We start from the raw sequence: 15,792 nt of genomic DNA, 5'->3' as shown, positions 1-15,792 counted from the left end.
AGATGGCTCCATGAGCTCCACGACGAACACCGAGCCCCTCGGCGCCGTCCGCGAACGCGTCCTGGCCACCCTGCGGCAGGAGATCATCGCGGGCGGACTGCGCCCCGGCGACCGGCTGGTGGAGCGGGAGCTCGCCGACCGCTTCGGGGTCTCCCGGGTACCGGTCCGCGAGGCGATCCGCGCGCTGGTCGCCGAGGGCTTCGTCCACTTCGAGACACCGCGCCGGATCGTCGTACGGCGACTGACCCCGAACGACGTCAAGGAGCTCTTCGAGCTGCGCGAGGCCCTGGAGGTGTACGCCGCCGGGCTCGCCGCGGCCCGCGCCACCCCGCAGGACCTCGCCGAGGTGGAGCGGCTGCTCGACCTGGCGGCGGCCGCGACCGAGGCGGGCGACGCGGAGGCCATCACCGACGTCAACAGCCGTCTGCACGACAGCATCGTGGCCATGGCCCGCAACAGCCTGCTGGTCGAGGCGCTGGAACCGGTTGCGGGGCGCCTGCGCTGGATGACCCGGCGGAACGAGGAGTGGCCCCAACTCCTCGTCGAGCACCGCGACTTGTACGAGGCCATCGCCTCCGGCGACCCGGAGCGGGCCCGCGCGCACGCGCTGGCACACGTGCGGACCAACTACGAGTCGACGGTACGGCAGTTGTTCGGGGACGCGGGCGAGCCGGTCTAGCGGGTCCGGCCGCGCGCGTACCTGTCCGTCGCCTCCACCAGCGCCTTGACCGCTCCGGGGTTCCCGGGGCCGTGCCCGGCCTCGTCGATCACCGTCAACTCGCTGCCCGGCCAGGCGTGATGGAGCCACCAGACGGTGCCGAGGAGGTTGCCGAAGTCGAGACTGCCCTGCACGAGGGTGCCGGGGACGTCCTTCAACAGGGGCGCGTCGCGCAGCACGACGCCGTCCTCGTCGAGGAAGTGGCCCTTGCCCCAGTAGTGGGTGACGGTACGGGCGAAGCCCATGCGGAACACCGGGTCCTGGAAACGCTCGACCGACCCGGGCGGGGCGGGAATGGTCGCGGTCTCCCAGTCCGTCCAGGCCCGTGCCGCCCGCTCACGCACCGCCGCGTCGGGCGACTCCAGCAACCGGTTGTACGCGGCGGCGAGGTTCCCGCCCCGCTCGGCGGGGCTCAGCTCGCCCACGAACCGTTCGAAAGCCTCGGGGAAGATCTTCCCCATCCCCCTGGTGAGCAGGGCGACCTCGGCGTCGGACCCTGTCGCCACCCCCGTCAGCACGAGCTCCGTCACGACATCAGGATGCGTCTGCGCGTACCGCAGCCCCAGCACCGACCCGAACGACACCCCCCACACCAGCCACCGCCCGATCCCCAGATGCCGCCGCAACGACTCCAGGTCCGCGATGAGACGGGGCAGTGTGTTGACGCTCATGTCCGTCTCGTACGCGCTCGCGTGCGGGGTGGACCGCCCGGCGCCCCGCTGGTCGAGCAGCACGACCCGGTACAGGGCCGGATCGAACAGCCGGCGCGCCCAGGGCGTGCACCCGGACCCCGGCCCGCCGTGCAGCACCACCGCCGGCTTGCCGTCCGGATTCCCGCAGGTCTCCCAGTACACGCGGTTGCCGTCGCCGACGTCGAGCATGCCGTGGTCGTACGGTTCGATCTCCGGGTAGAGAGGCATCCGGCGACCCTAGCCGTCGTACGACGGCGTCGTCGCCCCCTTTTCAAGCGGTACGACCCCGCAGTCCCGCCACCTCCGCCGCCGTACTCAGCACCTCCCTCAGCATCCCGGGCGTGAGCTTGCCGGTGAAGGTGTTGCGCTGGCTGACGTGGAAGCAGCCGAAGAGTTCGAGGCCGTCGAGCGGGACGCGTGCCCCGTGCCCGAAGGCGGGCCTCGGCCGGGGCACGCTCCAGCCGGCCGCCGCGAACGCGGGCAGCGCCGCCTGCCAGCCGAAGGCGCCGAGCACGACGACGGACCGCAGGGTCGGCCGCAGCAGGTTCAGCTCCTGGACCAGCCAGGGCCGGCAGGTGTCGCGCTCCCCGGGCGTCGGCTTGTTGGCGGGCGGCGCGCAGTGCACGGGCGAGGTGACCCGCACGCCGTACAGTTCCAGCCCGTCGTCGGCGGCCACGGCCGTCGGCTGCGAGGCCAGCCCGATGTCGTACAGCGCCTGGTACAGCACGTCGCCGGAGCGGTCACCGGTGAACATCCGCCCCGTGCGGTTCCCGCCGTGCGCTGCCGGGGCGAGCCCGACGATCAGCATCCGCGCGTCCGCCGGTCCGAACCCGGGCACCGGCCGCCCCCAGTACGTCCAGTCGGAGAAGGCGGCCCGCTTGGTCCGGGCCACCTCCTCCCGCCAGTCGACCAGCCGGGGACAGGCACGACAGTCCGCGATCCGGCGGTCGAGCTCGGCGAGGGCGTCCACGCCTCCACCGTACGGGCAGGAAAAGCACGCCGGGGTACCCGGTCCCGGGTACTAAGGTCGGAGCCATGGCTGTGGAACGTACGGACGACAACGAGACCGGGGCCGTGGCTTCCCAGGCCGTCACCCCCGAAGCCGTGGCCCCTGACGCACCGGACCCGAAGGTCGTCGCCGCCATCGCCGCCGCGGAGGCGGCCGGGCCGCAGCACGGCGAGACCGTGCGCACCGACAGCTGGATCTGGTCCGTACGCCTGGTCAAGACCCGTTCCGCGGGAGCCAGCGCCTGCCGGGGCGGGCATGTGCAGGTGAACGGCGAGCGCGTGAAGCCCGCGCACTCGCTGCGCGTCGGGGACGAGGTGCGGGTCCGGCAGGAGGGCCGGGAGCGGATCGTCGTCGTCAAGCGCCTGATCCGCAAGCGGGTCGGCGCCCCCGTGGCCGCCCAGTGCTACGTAGACAACTCTCCCCCGCCGCCGCCCCGCGCGGCCTTCGCCCCCGCCGGTGTCCGCGACCGCGGCGCCGGCCGCCCCACCAAGCGCGACCGCCGGGAACTGGAACGCCTGCGCGGCCTCGCGGAGGGCAACCGCCGCGGCCGCTTCGCCGGCCCGGGTGGACCGGGTGGCGCGAGTGGCTCACGCGAACCGGGTGAGTCGAGGAACTGAACCGGCCGGGCGGGCCGGGCGTCCCGAGCTGGTGGGCCCTGCCGGGCTCGCCGAGGAGCCCACCGATCCCGCGTCCCGCGGGAACACCCCGTCGGCCACCACGCCGAAACCGGCCCCTTCCCCGAAGGGCAGGGCCGGCCCCGGCGCCGTGGCCGTGGAGTCACCTCACGCCCGTCGTCGCAGCAGCCGCACCAGGTCCGCGTTGTGCCGGCGGCGGGCCCAGGCGATCAGGGCGAGCGGGACGATCAGGATGAGCGGGGTCGCCGCGTTCTCCCCGTCGAAGTAGGTGAGCTGGACGACGAACGCGCCGACCATGAGCCCGCTCAGCGCGACGGCCGCCACCGACTGGAGGACCGGGACCAACAGGGCGATCCCGCCCGCGAGTTCGAGCGCTCCGATGATGTACATCCCCGCGCTGCCCCAGCCCATCTTGTCGAAGCCCTCGGCGGCCGAGGGGTGCGCGATCAGCTTGGGGAGCGCGCTGGCGAAGACGTAGAACAGGGCGAGCACGACCTGGAGGACGCGCAGGGCGATCCGGGCCCGGCGGCCGCGGGCGGTCGAGGACTCGGCGATGACACGGGGGCCGGCGACGGAGGAGGCGGCGGCGCGGGTGACGGGGGCGGTGGTCTCGGACATCGGGGTCTCCTGTGGGAAGCGGTCCGTGGTGCTGTCGGTGAGTTAGACCCGCACCCGCACCGGAACTCATCGCTACAGGGGAAACCAGCCGTGCCCGATGTACCAGTGGCCGCCGGACCGCAGGTGATCGCCGATCGCCCGCTCCAGCACCGTCCGCCGCGGCAGGCTCTCCACCGCCAGCTCCGGGTCCCCGAACACGAACTGCACCGGCTCGGTGTCCTCCGGCTCCGCGTCCTCGGGGGCCAGCCGGAAGCGTTCCTGGAACCGGACGATGTTGGAGTCGGCGGGCAGGTACCGCTTCAACTGCGGGTCCAGCAGCCAGGAATGACACAGCGCGGCCCGGTGCGGCTCGTCCGCGAAGTGCCGGCCGAAGAAGTCGGCGGCGAGGGCGAGCGAGCGGTCACAGGACCGGGGTGACAGCGGGCCGAGGAACTCGGGGATGTGCAGGCTCAGACAGGGCGTACCGGCGGGGATGTCCAGCCCGGCCTCGCCGAGCGTCCGCTTGTTCCACGGGCCGTACACGGTCCGTTCGAACTGGAGCCGGCCCAGCTGGTACAGCTCGCCCCGGAAGTGCCGGGTCAGCCAGCGCGGTGACTGCACGCCCGCCCTGCCGTACCGCCTGCGGTGGATGGCCATGTTCCGCCCGAGGTCGGCGAGGGTGCGCCGGGAGACGTCGGCCGGGATGCCGCGTGAGCGGTGGTACGCGCGCGTGTGGGGCAGCGCCGCCACGAACACGTAGACGGGGAAGCAGCGTTGCAGGGCACCGGCCGGCCAGTCGAGCTCGGGCAGGGTGACCGGTTCCTCGATCTCGCCCATGCCCCGGACGAGTTCGTCGACGGAGTGCTCCAGGAATCGCCGCAGCTCCGGGTCGTCGACGACCCGTCGGCCGATCCGCACGAGTTCGCCCACGTCCTCGTGCGGTACGGCGAGTTCCACCAGCACCTCGGCCAGTTCGTCGGCATCCGGAAGCACGCGGTGACCTCCTGCTCGGACCTTTGGTGACGTCCGTTACGAAGAGTACGGTGCAATCAGGAGCGATGATCCCGATGCGTACGGGCAGTGAGCCGACGACAGCACGCAGTGCGCTGCGGGCGAGGTTCTGGCTGAGCGTGTGGGGGCTGGTCTGGACGATCGCCGGCACGGCGGCGTTCGCGCTGGCGGGACGCCCCGGGTGGGCCGTCGCCTGCGGCGCGCTGTGGCTGGTGATCACCATCGACCTGTGGCTGATCCTGCGGCACATCCGCCAGGGCCCGCACTATCAGCCGGGCCCGGACATCCCGCCGTACCGCCCGCCGGAGAACCGTCCGAAGTAACCGGCCGGTCTTACGGGTGCCGGCGCTTCAGGACTCGAACCGCGCCGCCTTCAGGAACTCCGGGTTCGGGTCCAGCGCGGCCGCCAGCCGGAAGTGCCTCCTGGCCTGGTCCGGACGCCCCTGCCGCTCGTAGGTGCGGGCGAGCGCGAAGTGGGCGAAGGCGTTGTCGGGCTCGCGCTCCAGGACGATGGTGAACTCCAGTTCGGCGGGCCTCAGTTGCGCGGCGGCGAAGAAGGCACGCGCGCGCAGCAGCCGGGCCGCGGTGTTCTCCGGGTGGGCGGCGATGACGGAGTCGAGCAGCTTCACCGCGCCTCGCGGGTCCCGCGCGGTGAGCAACTGCTCCGCCGCGCGGAAGTCGATGACATGCGTCTCCGGAGTACGTCCGGTCGATCCGCTGATCTCGGGCACGGCACAGTCCTTCCCTCACTGGAAGGGTTCAACGCCCGGACCGGGTCACGCTATTCCTGTGACGGCCGGGACGCGCGCGCCCGTCGTACGAGGTCGTCCCACACCTCCCGCACGCGTAGGTGCAGGTCGTCGAGGGGTACGTCGTTGTCGATCACGATGTCCGCGATCTCCAGGCGCTTCTCGCGCGTCGCCTGGGCGGCCATCCGCGCGCGTGCGTCCTGTTCGGTCATGCCGCGCAGCCGGACGAGCCGGTCGAGCTGGGTGGCGGGGCTCGCGTCGACGACGACCACGAGGTCGTAGAGCGGGGCGAGCGAGTTCTCCGCGAGCAGCGGGACGTCGTGGACGACGACGGCGTCCTCGGCCGCCGCGGACTCCAGCTCCCGGGACCGGGCGCCCACCAGGGGGTGCACGATCGAGTTCAGTACGGCGAGCCGGTCCGGGTCGGCGAAGACGATGGAGCCCAGTTTCGGCCGGTCGAGGCCGCCGTCCTCGGCGAGTACGTCCTCGCCGAAGGCCTCCACGACGGCCGCCAGGCCGGGCGTGCCCGGCGCGACGACCTCGCGTGCGATGCGGTCCGCGTCGATCAGGACGGCGCCGTGCTCCACGAGCAGACTCGACACCTCGCTCTTGCCGGCGCCGATACCGCCGGTCAGGCCCACCTTCAGCATGACCGGAAGCCTAGACGCTCGGCGCCGGGCGTCAGTTGTCGCCTTCCCGTTCCGCCAGGAAGCGCTCGAACTCGAGCCCGATCTCGTCCGCCGACGGGATGTCCACCGGCTCGGCGAGCATGTTGCCCCTGGTCTCCGCGCCGGCCGCCGCGTCGTACTGGTGCTCGAGGCCCTGCACCAGGGCGACCAGGTCCTCGTCGCCCTCCTGGATCTGCCGGTCGATCTCGGTCTGGGTGCGGTGGGCGTCGGTGCGCAGGGCGTGCGCGATGCCGGGCAGGACCATGCCGGTGGCGGCCGTGATGGCCTCCAGGACGGTCAGGGCGGCGTCCGGGTACGGCGAGCGGGCGATGTAGTGCGGCACGTGCGCCGCGACGCCCAGGACGTCGTGGCCGGCCTCCATGAGCCGGTACTCGACGAGGGCCTCGGCGCTGCCGGGCACCTGTGCCTCCTCGAAGGGGCTGCGGTGGCCGGGGACGAGGTCGTGCCGGTTGCCGTGCGGGGTGAGCCCGACGGGCCGGGTGTGGGGCACGCCCATGGGGATGCCGTGGAAGTTCACGGACAGCCGTACGCCGAGCCGCTCCACGATCTGCTGGACGGCGGCGGCGAAGCGCTCCCACTCGACGTCCGGCTCCGGGCCCGACAGCAGCAGGAAGGGCGCGCCGGTGGCGTCCTGGACGAGCCGCACGTCGATGGTGGGCTCCTCGTACTCCGTCCAGCGGTCCCGCTTGAAGGTGAGCAGCGGACGGCGGGCGCGGTAGTCCACGAGCCGGTCGTGGTCGAAACGGGCCACGACCTGGTTCGGCAGTGTGTCGAGCAGCCGGTCGACGATCTGGTCGCCGGTCTCGCCCGCGTCGATGTATCCGTCGAAGTGGTAGAGCATGACCAGGCCGGCCGACTCCTGCGCGAGCGCCATGTCGACGACGGCGAGGCCCTTGGGCTCCCATGCGTACAAACCCTGCGGATCAAGCACAGTGACCGCTCCTCCTCGTGTTCATACATGTCAACACGCCCTGGAACAGCGGCATTCCCACCAGGTGCCGTGAAATAGCGCCCCGAGGGGCGCGGGGAACTGCGCGATCAACCCCCACCGGCCGTCAGACAAAAAACTGAGGGACCGCACCCGGAAAGGTACGGCCCCTCAGTCAAGAGCTACTGCTCAGTGGGCGTTCAGCTCTGCCCACCCGCCAGCTTCTCCCGCAGCGCGGCAAGCGCCTCGTCGGAAGCCAGCGCACCGGAGGTGTCCGCACCCTCGGAGGAGTACGAGCCACCACCCGCGGCCGGAGCCGCACCCGCAGCGTCGCCGCCCTCGGCCGCAGCAGCGGCGTCGGCCTCGCGGCTCTTGATGACCTGCTGCTGGTGCTGCTCGAAGCGGGACTGCGCCTCGGCGTACTGGTTCTCCCACACCTCGCGCTGAGCCTCGAAGCCCTCGAGCCAGTCGTTGGTCTCGGGGTCGAAGCCCTCGGGGTAGATGTAGTTGCCCTGGTCGTCGTAGGACGCGGCCATGCCGTACAGGGTCGGGTCGAACTCGACCGAGGCCGGGTCCGAACCGAAGGACTCGTTGGCCTGCTTCAGGGACAGCGAGATCCGGCGACGCTCGAGGTCGATGTCGATGACCTTGACGAAGATCTCGTCGTTGACCTGGACGACCTGCTCCGGGATCTCCACGTGGCGCTCGGCCAGCTCGGAGATGTGGACCAGACCCTCGATGCCCTCGTCCACGCGGACGAACGCACCGAACGGAACCAGCTTCGTGACCTTGCCGGGCACGACCTGGCCGATCTGGTGGGTCCGGGCGAACTGCTGCCACGGGTCTTCCTGGGTCGCCTTCAGCGACAGGGAGACACGCTCGCGGTCCATGTCGACGTCGAGGACCTCGACGGTGACTTCCTGGCCGACCTCGACAACCTCGGAGGGGTGGTCGATGTGCTTCCAGGACAGCTCGGAGACGTGGACCAGACCGTCGACGCCACCCAGGTCCACGAAGGCACCGAAGTTGACGATCGAGGAGACGACGCCGGAACGGACCTGACCCTTCTGGAGGGTCGTGAGGAACGTCTGGCGGACCTCGGACTGGGTCTGCTCCAGCCAGGCACGGCGGGACAGGACCACGTTGTTGCGGTTCTTGTCCAGCTCGATGATCTTCGCCTCGAGCTCCTTGCCCACGTAGGGCTGGAGGTCGCGGACACGGCGCATCTCGACCAGGGAGGCCGGCAGGAAGCCACGGAGGCCGATGTCGAGGATGAGACCACCCTTGACGACCTCGATGACGGTACCGGTGACGATGCCGTCCTCTTCCTTGATCTTCTCGATGGTGCCCCAGGCACGCTCGTACTGGGCGCGCTTCTTCGAGAGGATCAGGCGGCCTTCCTTGTCCTCCTTCTGGAGAACAAGGGCTTCGATCTCGTCACCGACGGCGACGACCTCGTTGGGGTCGACGTCGTGCTTGATCGAGAGCTCGCGGCTCGGGATGACACCTTCGGTCTTGTAACCGATGTCGAGCAGGACCTCGTCCCGGTCGACCTTCACGATGACGCCGTCGACGATGTCGCCGTCGTTGAAGTACTTGATCGTCTCGTCGATCGCGGCGAGGAAGGCTTCCTCGTTACCGATGTCGTTGACCGCTACCTGCGGGGTGGTGGCGGTGGTCTCGGTGCTGCTCGTCATGTGGGAAAGGGCTCCGGTACGGACATTGAAGTCGTAGGTACTGCTACGCCGGGAGCCCGTGTCGCTCTGAAGAAGCCGGACAGCCAAGGAAGCGCCCCACCGGAATCCGGTGATGGCGCCTCGACAACCGAGGGGACATACGACAGATGCGGCGCAGCCTGCTACGTCTGAGGTGCGCAGGCCCGCAGCGCAACTTGTAGCATACGGGGGCAGCCGGACAGGGTCAATGCGCGAAGGCGCACACCCGGGGCGGATCGCCGCATACCCGGCACAAAACCTGTCTCACGAGGCCACGCGCGCGTGACGGCGTCCCTTTTATGACGGCCGCCGCGACGGGTTGGACGGAAGAGTACGACGAGGGAGCCGATCATCCAAGAGCCCGCATCACATCAGCAGGCGGCCGGGCCGGACGCCGAGTCGGAGGCCACCCGGCGCGACGCCGGCGTCACCGAGAGCGCCCGCGCGAACCGGGGCTGGTGGGACCGCAACGCGGACGAGTACCAGGTCGAGCACGGCACGTTCCTCGGGGACGACCGCTTCGTGTGGGGCCCCGAGGGCCTCGACGAGGTGGAGGCCGAGCTGCTGGGCCCGCCCGAGGACCTCAAGGGGAGGGACGTCCTGGAGATCGGCGCCGGCGCGGCCCAGTGCGCGCGCTGGCTGGCGGCGCAGGGCGCCCGCCCGGTCGCCCTCGACATCTCCCACCGCCAGCTCCAGCACGCCCTGCGGATCGGCTCGTCCTTCCCCCTGGTGTGCGCCGACGCGGGCGCGCTGCCCTTCGCGGACGGCTCCTTCGACCTGGCGTGCTCGGCGTACGGCGCGCTGCCGTTCGTCGCCGACCCGGTGCTGGTCCTGAAGGAGGTGCGCCGGGTCCTGCGCCCGGGCGGCCGTTTCGTCTTCTCGGTCACGCACCCGATCCGCTGGGCCTTCCCGGACGAGCCGGGCCCCGAGGGCCTCTCGGTCTCCGCCTCCTACTTCGACCGCACGCCCTACGTCGAGCAGGACGAGAACGGCGACGCGGTGTACGTCGAGCACCACCGCACGATCGGCGACCGGGTCCGTGACGTGGTCGCTGGCGGCTTCCGCCTGGTCGACCTGGTCGAGCCGGAGTGGCCGGCCTGGAACACCTCGGAGTGGGGCGGCTGGTCCCCGCTGCGCGGCAACCTGATCCCGGGCTCGGCGATCTTCGTGTGCGAGCGGGGCTGACGGACTCGGGCGTCCGGGCGGTCGTACGACACTAGGGGCGTGATCCGTTACGACGCCCTGGACGCCCTTCCCGTACGCAGTGCCCTGCCCGCGCTGGGCGACGCCCTGGAGGGACGCGGCACGGCGGTCCTGGTGGCGCCGCCCGGCACGGGCAAGACGACCCTCGTCCCGCTGGTCCTGGCAGGTCTGCTGGATCCGCAGGCGCCCGCGCGGAGGGTCGTCGTCGCCGAGCCCCGCCGGATCGCCGCCCGCGCGGCCGCCCGGCGGATGGCGTGGCTGCTCGGCGAGAAGCCCGGGGAGGGCGTCGGGTTCACGGTGCGCGGCGAGCGGGTGGTCGGGCGGCACACGCGTGTGGAGGTCGTCACGACGGGGGTGCTGCTCCAGCGGCTCCAGCGCGACCAGGAGCTGGCGGGCGTCGACGTGGTGGTGCTCGACGAGTGCCACGAGCGGCATCTGGACGCGGACACGGCCGCGGCCTTCCTGTGGGACGTACGGCAGACCCTGCGCCCGGAGCTGCGGCTGCTGGCGGCGTCCGCGACGACGGACGCGCAGGGCTGGGCCCGGCTCCTGGGCGACGCGCCCGTGGTCGAGGCGGCGGGCGTCTCACATCCGGTGGAGGTCGTCTGGGCGCCGCCCGCCCGTCCGGTGCGGCCGCCGCACGGCATGCGGGTCGATCCCACGCTGCTCGCGCACGTGGCGTCGGTCGTACGGCGGGCCCTGTCCGAGCGGGACGGGGACGTGCTGTGCTTCCTGCCCGGCGTGGGCGAGATCGCGCGCGTGGCCGGGCAGTTGGGCGGCCTCGGGGACGTGGAGGTGCTCCAGGTGCACGGCCGGGCGCCCGCCGCCGTGCAGGACGCGGTGCTCACGGGCGGGGAGCGGCGCCGAGTGGTCCTCGCGACCTCGGTGGCCGAGTCGTCCCTGACCGTGCCCGGGGTGCGGGTGGTCGTCGACTCGGGGCTGGCGCGGGAGCCTCGCGTGGACCACGCGCGGGGGCTGAGCGCGCTGGCGACCGTGCGGGCCTCGCAGGCGGCCGGGCGGCAGCGGGCGGGGCGGGCCGGGCGGGAGGCGCCGGGTGCGGTGTACCGGTGCTGGGCGGAGGCGGAGGACGCCCGTCTGCCGCGTTTCCCGGCCCCGGAGATCAAGGTGGCCGACCTGACGGCGTTCGCGCTCCAGGCGGCGTGCTGGGGCGATCCCGACGCCTCCGGCCTGGCGCTGCTGGATCCGCCGCCGGGCGGGGCGATGGCGGCGGCGAGGGCCGCCCTGGCGGCGGTGGACGCGGTGGACCCGGCCGGACGGGCCACGGGGCGGGGCGTCGGGCTGGCCCGGCTGGGGTTGCACCCGCGGGTGGGGCGGGCGCTGTTGGACGCGGCCGCGTCGGTCGGGGACGAGCGGGCCGCCGAGGTCGTCGCGCTGCTGAGCGAGGAGGCGCCTCGGGAGTACGGGGACGACCTCGTGGGCGCACTGCGCACCGCCCGGCGCGGCGGCGACGCCTATGCGGCGCGGTGGCGGGCGGAGGTGCGCCGGCTGCGGGCCGTCGCGGCGGGGTCCACGGACGCGCCCGCCCCTGGTGGCACCCGGCCGGTGGTCGCCGGCGAGGACGGTGTCGCCGGGCTGGTGGCCGCCTTGGCCTTCCCCGAGCGCGTGGCCAGGAAGGACGGCGGCTCCTACCTCATGGCCTCCGGCACCCGCGCCGAACTCCCCGCCGGCTCCCCGCTGCAAGGCGCCCCCTGGATCGCCGTGGCCGTGGCGGACCGGCCCGTGGGCAAGGGCCACGCGCGCGTGCAGCTCGCCGCGGTGATCGACGAGGACACGGCCAGGTCGGCGGCCGCCTCCCTGTACTCCGAGCGCCAGGAGGTGCACTGGGCCGAGGGGGACGTCGTGGCGCGGCGGGTGGAGCGGCTCGGGGCGATCGAGCTGGCGGTGCGGCCGCTGCGCGACGCCGACCCCGTCCTCGTACGCGACGCGCTTGTCGAGGGGCTGCGTCAGGAAGGGCTACGGCTGCTGCGGTGGACGCCTGAGGCGGACGTACTGCGGCAGCGGCTCGCGTTCCTGCACCACCACCTCGGCGACCCGTGGCCGGAGGTCTCCGACGAGGCGCTCCACGCGCGCGTGGACGAGTGGCTGGAGCCCGAACTGAGCCGGGCCCGGCGGCGGGCCGACCTCGCGCGCGTGAACGCCGGAGAGGCGCTCCACAGACTCCTGCCGTGGGCCTCCGGTGAGGCCGCGCGGCTGGACGAGCTGGCGCCCGAGCGGATCGCCGTACCGAGCGGGTCCAGAGTCCGGATCGACTACGGGAATCCCGAACAGCCGGTCCTCGCGGTGAAGTTGCAGGAGATGTTCGGGTTGCAGGAGTCGCCGCGGGTCGCCGGGGTGCCCCTCCTCGTCCATCTGCTCTCCCCGGCCGGGCGCCCCGCGGCCGTCACCGCCGACCTGGCGTCGTTCTGGAAGGACGGCTACAAGGGCGTGCGGGCGGAGTTGCGCGGCCGCTATCCGAAGCATCCGTGGCCGGAGGACCCGGCCGGCGCCGAGCCGACGCGGCACACCAACGCGCGGCTCAGGCGGTGACCGGCTGCGGTTGCTCGGCCTTCGCCGGGGCCGGGCGGCGGCTTCGGGCCTCCAGCCACAGGGCGAGGACCAGGAGCAGGACGCCCAGGGCCAGGTAGCCCCAGGGGAGGTAGGAGGTCATCAGCAGGACGAGCAGGCGGTTGGACTTCACCAGGTCGACGGTGTGCTCGATGTAGTCCTCGCGCATCTTCACGTGCCCGGCGAAGGCGGTGACCTTCTCGCGGCCGCCGAGGAGGGTGCCGCCGCGCAGCTCCTCCTTGTGGATCTCCTCGCCGTAGACCGGGGCTCCGGTGAGCGGTTCGACCCAGAACTTGCGGACCGTGGTGTACCAGCGGGTGGTGCCGGTCTTGGCGACGGTCTCGGGGGTGATGCCCTTGACCGGCATGGTCTTGGGGAAGGGCACCTTGGTCCAGGGGATGGTCTGCTCGAAGTAGTAGACCTCCACCCCGCGGAAGGTCCGGGTGCCCTTGTAGTGGATGGGGTTGGTGGTGCGGGTCTGCGCGTCGAAGTACTCGTAGTCCCGCTTCTCCGTCAGGAAGGGCCACTTGAACTCGATGCCGGTGCGCTTGACCCGGTCGCCGTCGACCATCTCGCCGGGAGCGTGGACGGGGGCCTGGGTGTGGGCGTCGAAGATGTAACGCTCCGGGATCTCGGAGACCATCTTCCCGTCGGGCCCCTGGACGTAGGACAGCCCGTCCCAGACGACGACGTCCTTCCCGGCCGTCTTCTCGATCTTCTCGGAGGCCGCCACATCGCCCTTGAGGGTCTGCACGATGGTGACCTTCGGGACCTTCTTGGCGGTCATCGAGCCGTAGTCGAGGAGGGTGGCGTCCTTCGCCTCCAGGACCATGTCCTGGTACTGGTTCGCGGGGATCTTGGCCAGGCGCGGGAAGGCGTACCAGCGCAGCAGCGGGGACAGCGCCGCGAAGAACACGGCGAGGGCGAGCAGGACCAGGCTGGTCTTGCGGCGCATCTCGGCCTCCCGGGCGGACGGTTACGGGTGGGCGGGCACTGTCGTCAGCAAGGGCTTGGGTGATGTCCCGCCCGTCTGCTGCCCCATGGCGGTGATCGCGAGGATCAGCGCGAACGCCAGGACGAGACCGGTCGTGGCGGCGATCAGGGCGCGCATGTCTGCCTCCCTGCGGACGGGAACTGATACATCGTCAGGTCCGGCACCGTAGCAACGCCCGGGCGAGATGAGAACAGGTCGCACACGGACGGAGGGCGCCCTGTCCGCCGTAGCGGAAAGGACGCCCTCCGGGGGTGGGTCCGGTGCCGGTTAGGAACTCGCGCTCGGGCTGGGCGAGGGGCTCGCGGAGGTGTCCGTGGCGGGCGCCGCCACGGTCAGGGTCACGTCGAGGGTGGCGCCGCCCGCGGTGGTGATGCGGAGCAGGAAGGTGCCGGTGGTGTCGTCGGAGTAGAGCTGCGGCAGCTTCAGCAGACCGTCGGCGTCCGTCGTCAGGCCCGTCAGGGTGCGGACGGTCTTGCCGTCGGCGTCCTTGAAGTAGGGGCCCTTGTCGTTCTCCGTGGCGTCGTCGGCCGACTTGATCAGGGTGGCGGTGGCGGCGACCTTGTCGGCGACCGCGCCCTTGTAGGTGGCCTTCACCTGGACCGCGTCGGCGAACTGACCGCTCGGGACGCAGGTCAGGTCCGTGGCCGTGGTGCGGACCAGGGTGTCGGCGACGCGCTGGGTGACGGTGGCCGTGTAGTCGGGGGCGGTGACCGTACGGCCGATGAGGCTCGTGCGGACCGTGAAGGTGCCGGTGGTCTCGCCGGCCTGGAGCGCGGGCGCGGTGGCCACGCCGGAGGCGCCGGTGAGAGCGGTGGCGACCTTCTCGCCGCCGGCGAAGGTGGCGTCGGTGTCGCCGACGATCGTGAAGCGGATCCGCACCTTGGGGACGCCCATGCCCGCGGCGTTCTCGGCCCGGGTGCTGATCTTGTCGCTGAACGCGTCGCCGGCCATCGCGGTGAGCTTCGCGGTGCCCGAGTCCTCCAGGTGGTCCACCGACTGGGTGGGCGTGACGGGAGGCGTCGACGGCGGGGTGGTGGGGCCGCCCGACGGGGGCGGGGTGGTCGAGGGCGGAGTCGCGGGCGGCTTCGGCTTCGTCGGGCCGGTGCCGGGCGCGCTCGGCGAGGTGGTGCCCGGGGTCGACGTCGAGGGCGCCGAGGGGGTCGAGCCGCCGGTGCTGCCGTCGCTGCGGTTGCCCGGGACGGTGCCGGTGCCGTCGGGGATCTCGTGGGTGCCCTTGCGGTAGTACTCCAGCCACGACAGGACCGTGTTCAGGTAGTGCCGCGAGGGGTTGTAGCTGAGGATCGCGTCTTCCAGGCCGCCGCTGGTCGCGAGGTCCCAGTTGTTGCGGCACAGGTAGTGCCCCGCGGCGAGGGAGGCGTCGTAGATGTTGTTCGGGTCCTTCACCCCGTCGCCGTTGCCGTCGCGGCCGGCCCACGCCCAGGTGGACGGGATGAACTGCATGGGTCCGACGGCCGAGTCGTAGGCCGTGTCGCCGTCGTAGGCACCGTTGTCGGTGTCCTTGATGAGCGCGAAGCCGTTGCCGTCGAGCTGCGGGCCGAGGATCTTGGAGGTCGTGGTGCCGTCGGCGTCGACGCGGCCGCCGCGCGCCTGGCCCGACTCGACCTGGCCGATGGCGGCGAGCAGCTGCCAGGGCAGGTTGCAGCCGGGCTTGGACCGCTGGAGTTCGGCCGCGGCCTTCTTGTAGGCGTCGAGGACGGTCGCCGGTATGCCCGCCTCGCTCTCCACCGGGGAGATCGTGGGAGTGCTGCCGTCGGTCGGCGCGGGGCTCGGGGTGTTCAGCGGCGGCAGGTCCGTGTAGTACGGCGAGTTGCCGGTCGCGCCGTTCCCGGCGGTCGGGTCAGGAGAGGCCTCGGCACCGGCGGCGGTCGATCTGCCGTTGTCGTCGGCCGTCACCCCGGGAGCCTGGGAGGCGGACAGTGCCGCGACCGCGAGTGCTGCCACGGCGGTGGTCGTCGCCCCTTTGGCCAGCCTCCTGCCGAATTGCGCCGCCATAAAGTGAACCCCTCCTGTGGACGCCCGAACGCCCGTCTCCGTCTGTCGCTCTCGTCCAGTTGTGACGGTCGAACCACCCTGGAGGTTGCCCCTGTGACGCGCGGCAATTCCTGATTCGCACGTTCGACCGAGCTCCCCAGCACGGCGACCCGTGTGACCCTACGACAACTTGCTTTCCACGGACACCGGTTCGTGCCCGATATTCACCGGTTGGCCATGTTCGATCGATGGCCGGCCGCGTCACCCATACTGAACGGAAGCGATCACCCGCACC

At 72.0% G+C, this 15,792-nt stretch carries 16 protein-coding genes; 5 read left to right on the top strand and 11 right to left on the bottom strand.

Features of this window, described 5'->3' with window-relative positions; genetic code table 11:
• Window positions 1-10: 10 nt before the first annotated feature.
• Window positions 11-679 carry a GntR family transcriptional regulator gene (locus OHN19_RS32595; protein WP_330267627.1) on the top strand — a complete coding sequence of 223 codons (669 nt, stop codon included), beginning with the start codon at window positions 11-13 and terminating at the stop codon, window positions 677-679.
• Here the strand turns inward: OHN19_RS32595 and pip are convergent.
• Both pip and OHN19_RS32585 read right to left on the bottom strand, forming a co-directional pair.
• Complete coding sequence (pip, locus tag OHN19_RS32590; protein WP_330267626.1) at window positions 676-1,638, bottom strand: prolyl aminopeptidase; 963 nt, start codon at window positions 1,636-1,638, stop codon at window positions 676-678. The two genes, OHN19_RS32595 and pip, sit on opposite strands and share 4 nt — an antisense overlap.
• Before the next feature lie 43 nt (window positions 1,639-1,681).
• Complete coding sequence (locus tag OHN19_RS32585) at window positions 1,682-2,380, bottom strand: uracil-DNA glycosylase (RefSeq protein WP_330267625.1); 699 nt, start codon at window positions 2,378-2,380, stop codon at window positions 1,682-1,684.
• A 65-nt stretch (window positions 2,381-2,445) separates the two neighbouring features.
• Here OHN19_RS32585 and OHN19_RS32580 point away from each other — a divergent pair, with 65 nt between their 5' ends.
• Window positions 2,446-3,036: an RNA-binding S4 domain-containing protein gene (locus OHN19_RS32580; RefSeq protein ID WP_330267624.1), complete on the top strand. Its 591-nt coding sequence runs from the start codon at window positions 2,446-2,448 to the stop codon at window positions 3,034-3,036.
• 165 nt (window positions 3,037-3,201) lie between these two features.
• Here the strand turns inward: OHN19_RS32580 and OHN19_RS32575 are convergent, their stop codons facing one another.
• On the bottom strand, window positions 3,202-3,672 hold the full coding sequence (locus tag OHN19_RS32575) for a DoxX family protein (RefSeq protein WP_330267623.1): 471 nt from the start codon (window positions 3,670-3,672) through the stop codon (window positions 3,202-3,204).
• A gap of 72 nt (window positions 3,673-3,744) precedes the next feature.
• Entirely contained in the window at window positions 3,745-4,644 is a 900-nt protein-coding gene (locus tag OHN19_RS32570) for an acyltransferase domain-containing protein (RefSeq protein ID WP_330267622.1), read from the bottom strand.
• A gap of 65 nt (window positions 4,645-4,709) precedes the next feature.
• Here OHN19_RS32570 and OHN19_RS32565 point away from each other — a divergent pair, with 65 nt between their 5' ends.
• Window positions 4,710-4,985 carry a DUF6343 family protein gene (locus OHN19_RS32565; protein WP_330267621.1) on the top strand — a complete coding sequence of 92 codons (276 nt, stop codon included), beginning with the start codon at window positions 4,710-4,712 and terminating at the stop codon, window positions 4,983-4,985.
• A 27-nt stretch (window positions 4,986-5,012) separates the two neighbouring features.
• On the opposite strand, the gene OHN19_RS32560 is transcribed toward OHN19_RS32565, so the two are convergent.
• From OHN19_RS32560 to rpsA, 4 genes are all read right to left on the bottom strand, one after another.
• Entirely contained in the window at window positions 5,013-5,393 is a 381-nt protein-coding gene (locus OHN19_RS32560; RefSeq protein ID WP_123760063.1) for a tetratricopeptide repeat protein, read from the bottom strand.
• Window positions 5,394-5,443: 50 nt separating this feature from the next.
• Entirely contained in the window at window positions 5,444-6,061 is a 618-nt protein-coding gene (gene coaE / locus OHN19_RS32555) for a dephospho-CoA kinase (protein ID WP_330267620.1), read from the bottom strand.
• Window positions 6,062-6,092: 31 nt separating this feature from the next.
• Window positions 6,093-7,031 carry a PAC2 family protein gene (locus OHN19_RS32550; RefSeq protein WP_330267619.1) on the bottom strand — a complete coding sequence of 313 codons (939 nt, stop codon included), beginning with the start codon at window positions 7,029-7,031 and terminating at the stop codon, window positions 6,093-6,095.
• A gap of 197 nt (window positions 7,032-7,228) precedes the next feature.
• Window positions 7,229-8,725, bottom strand: coding sequence for a 30S ribosomal protein S1 (gene rpsA / locus OHN19_RS32545; protein ID WP_123760066.1), 1,497 nt, complete (start codon window positions 8,723-8,725; stop codon window positions 7,229-7,231).
• A 366-nt stretch (window positions 8,726-9,091) separates the two neighbouring features.
• On the opposite strand from rpsA, the gene OHN19_RS32540 reads away from it, so the two are divergent.
• Window positions 9,092-9,928 (top strand): class I SAM-dependent methyltransferase, encoded by an 837-nt coding sequence (locus OHN19_RS32540; protein ID WP_330269764.1) that lies wholly within the window; start codon window positions 9,092-9,094, stop codon window positions 9,926-9,928.
• Between the two features lie 39 nt (window positions 9,929-9,967).
• Window positions 9,968-12,493, top strand: a complete 2,526-nt coding sequence (gene hrpB, locus OHN19_RS32535; protein WP_330267618.1) for an ATP-dependent helicase HrpB — start codon at window positions 9,968-9,970, stop codon at window positions 12,491-12,493.
• On the opposite strand, the gene OHN19_RS32530 is transcribed toward hrpB, so the two are convergent.
• The 3 genes from OHN19_RS32530 to OHN19_RS32520 all read right to left on the bottom strand — a co-directional run bounded on the left by OHN19_RS32530 (window position 12,483) and on the right by OHN19_RS32520 (window position 15,518).
• Window positions 12,483-13,466 carry a DUF3068 domain-containing protein gene (locus OHN19_RS32530; RefSeq protein WP_330267617.1) on the bottom strand — a complete coding sequence of 328 codons (984 nt, stop codon included), beginning with the start codon at window positions 13,464-13,466 and terminating at the stop codon, window positions 12,483-12,485. The genes hrpB and OHN19_RS32530 overlap by 11 nt on opposite strands.
• 21 nt (window positions 13,467-13,487) lie before the next feature.
• Window positions 13,488-13,622 (bottom strand): SPW_0924 family protein, encoded by a 135-nt coding sequence (locus OHN19_RS32525; protein WP_123760070.1) that lies wholly within the window; start codon window positions 13,620-13,622, stop codon window positions 13,488-13,490.
• 150 nt (window positions 13,623-13,772) lie between these two features.
• Window positions 13,773-15,518 (bottom strand): lytic transglycosylase domain-containing protein, encoded by a 1,746-nt coding sequence (locus tag OHN19_RS32520; RefSeq protein ID WP_330267616.1) that lies wholly within the window; start codon window positions 15,516-15,518, stop codon window positions 13,773-13,775.
• Window positions 15,519-15,792: the final 274 nt, after the last annotated feature.

Source organism: Streptomyces griseorubiginosus, from assembly GCF_036345115.1.
Taxonomy (GTDB): Bacteria; Actinomycetota; Actinomycetes; order Streptomycetales; family Streptomycetaceae; genus Streptomyces; species Streptomyces griseorubiginosus_C.
Note: the sequence above shows the minus strand (reverse complement) of the source record. Positions and strands in the feature narration are given on the sequence as shown.

Excerpts from the sequence above, each read along its gene's own strand:
- OHN19_RS32595 (WP_330267627.1), top strand. The coding sequence starts at position 11 with ATGAGCTCCACGACGAACACCGAGCCCCTCGGCGCCGTCCGCGAACGC.
- pip (WP_330267626.1), bottom strand. The coding sequence starts at position 1,638 with ATGCCTCTCTACCCGGAGATCGAACCGTACGACCACGGCATGCTCGAC.
- OHN19_RS32565 (WP_330267621.1), top strand. The coding sequence starts at position 4,710 with ATGATCCCGATGCGTACGGGCAGTGAGCCGACGACAGCACGCAGTGCG.
- OHN19_RS32575 (WP_330267623.1), bottom strand. The coding sequence starts at position 3,672 with ATGTCCGAGACCACCGCCCCCGTCACCCGCGCCGCCGCCTCCTCCGTC.
- OHN19_RS32525 (WP_123760070.1), bottom strand. The coding sequence starts at position 13,622 with ATGCGCGCCCTGATCGCCGCCACGACCGGTCTCGTCCTGGCGTTCGCG.
- rpsA (WP_123760066.1), bottom strand. The coding sequence starts at position 8,725 with ATGACGAGCAGCACCGAGACCACCGCCACCACCCCGCAGGTAGCGGTC.
- OHN19_RS32530 (WP_330267617.1), bottom strand. The coding sequence starts at position 13,466 with ATGCGCCGCAAGACCAGCCTGGTCCTGCTCGCCCTCGCCGTGTTCTTC.
- OHN19_RS32580 (WP_330267624.1), top strand. The coding sequence starts at position 2,446 with ATGGCTGTGGAACGTACGGACGACAACGAGACCGGGGCCGTGGCTTCC.
- OHN19_RS32520 (WP_330267616.1), bottom strand. The coding sequence starts at position 15,518 with ATGGCGGCGCAATTCGGCAGGAGGCTGGCCAAAGGGGCGACGACCACC.
- coaE (WP_330267620.1), bottom strand. The coding sequence starts at position 6,061 with ATGCTGAAGGTGGGCCTGACCGGCGGTATCGGCGCCGGCAAGAGCGAG.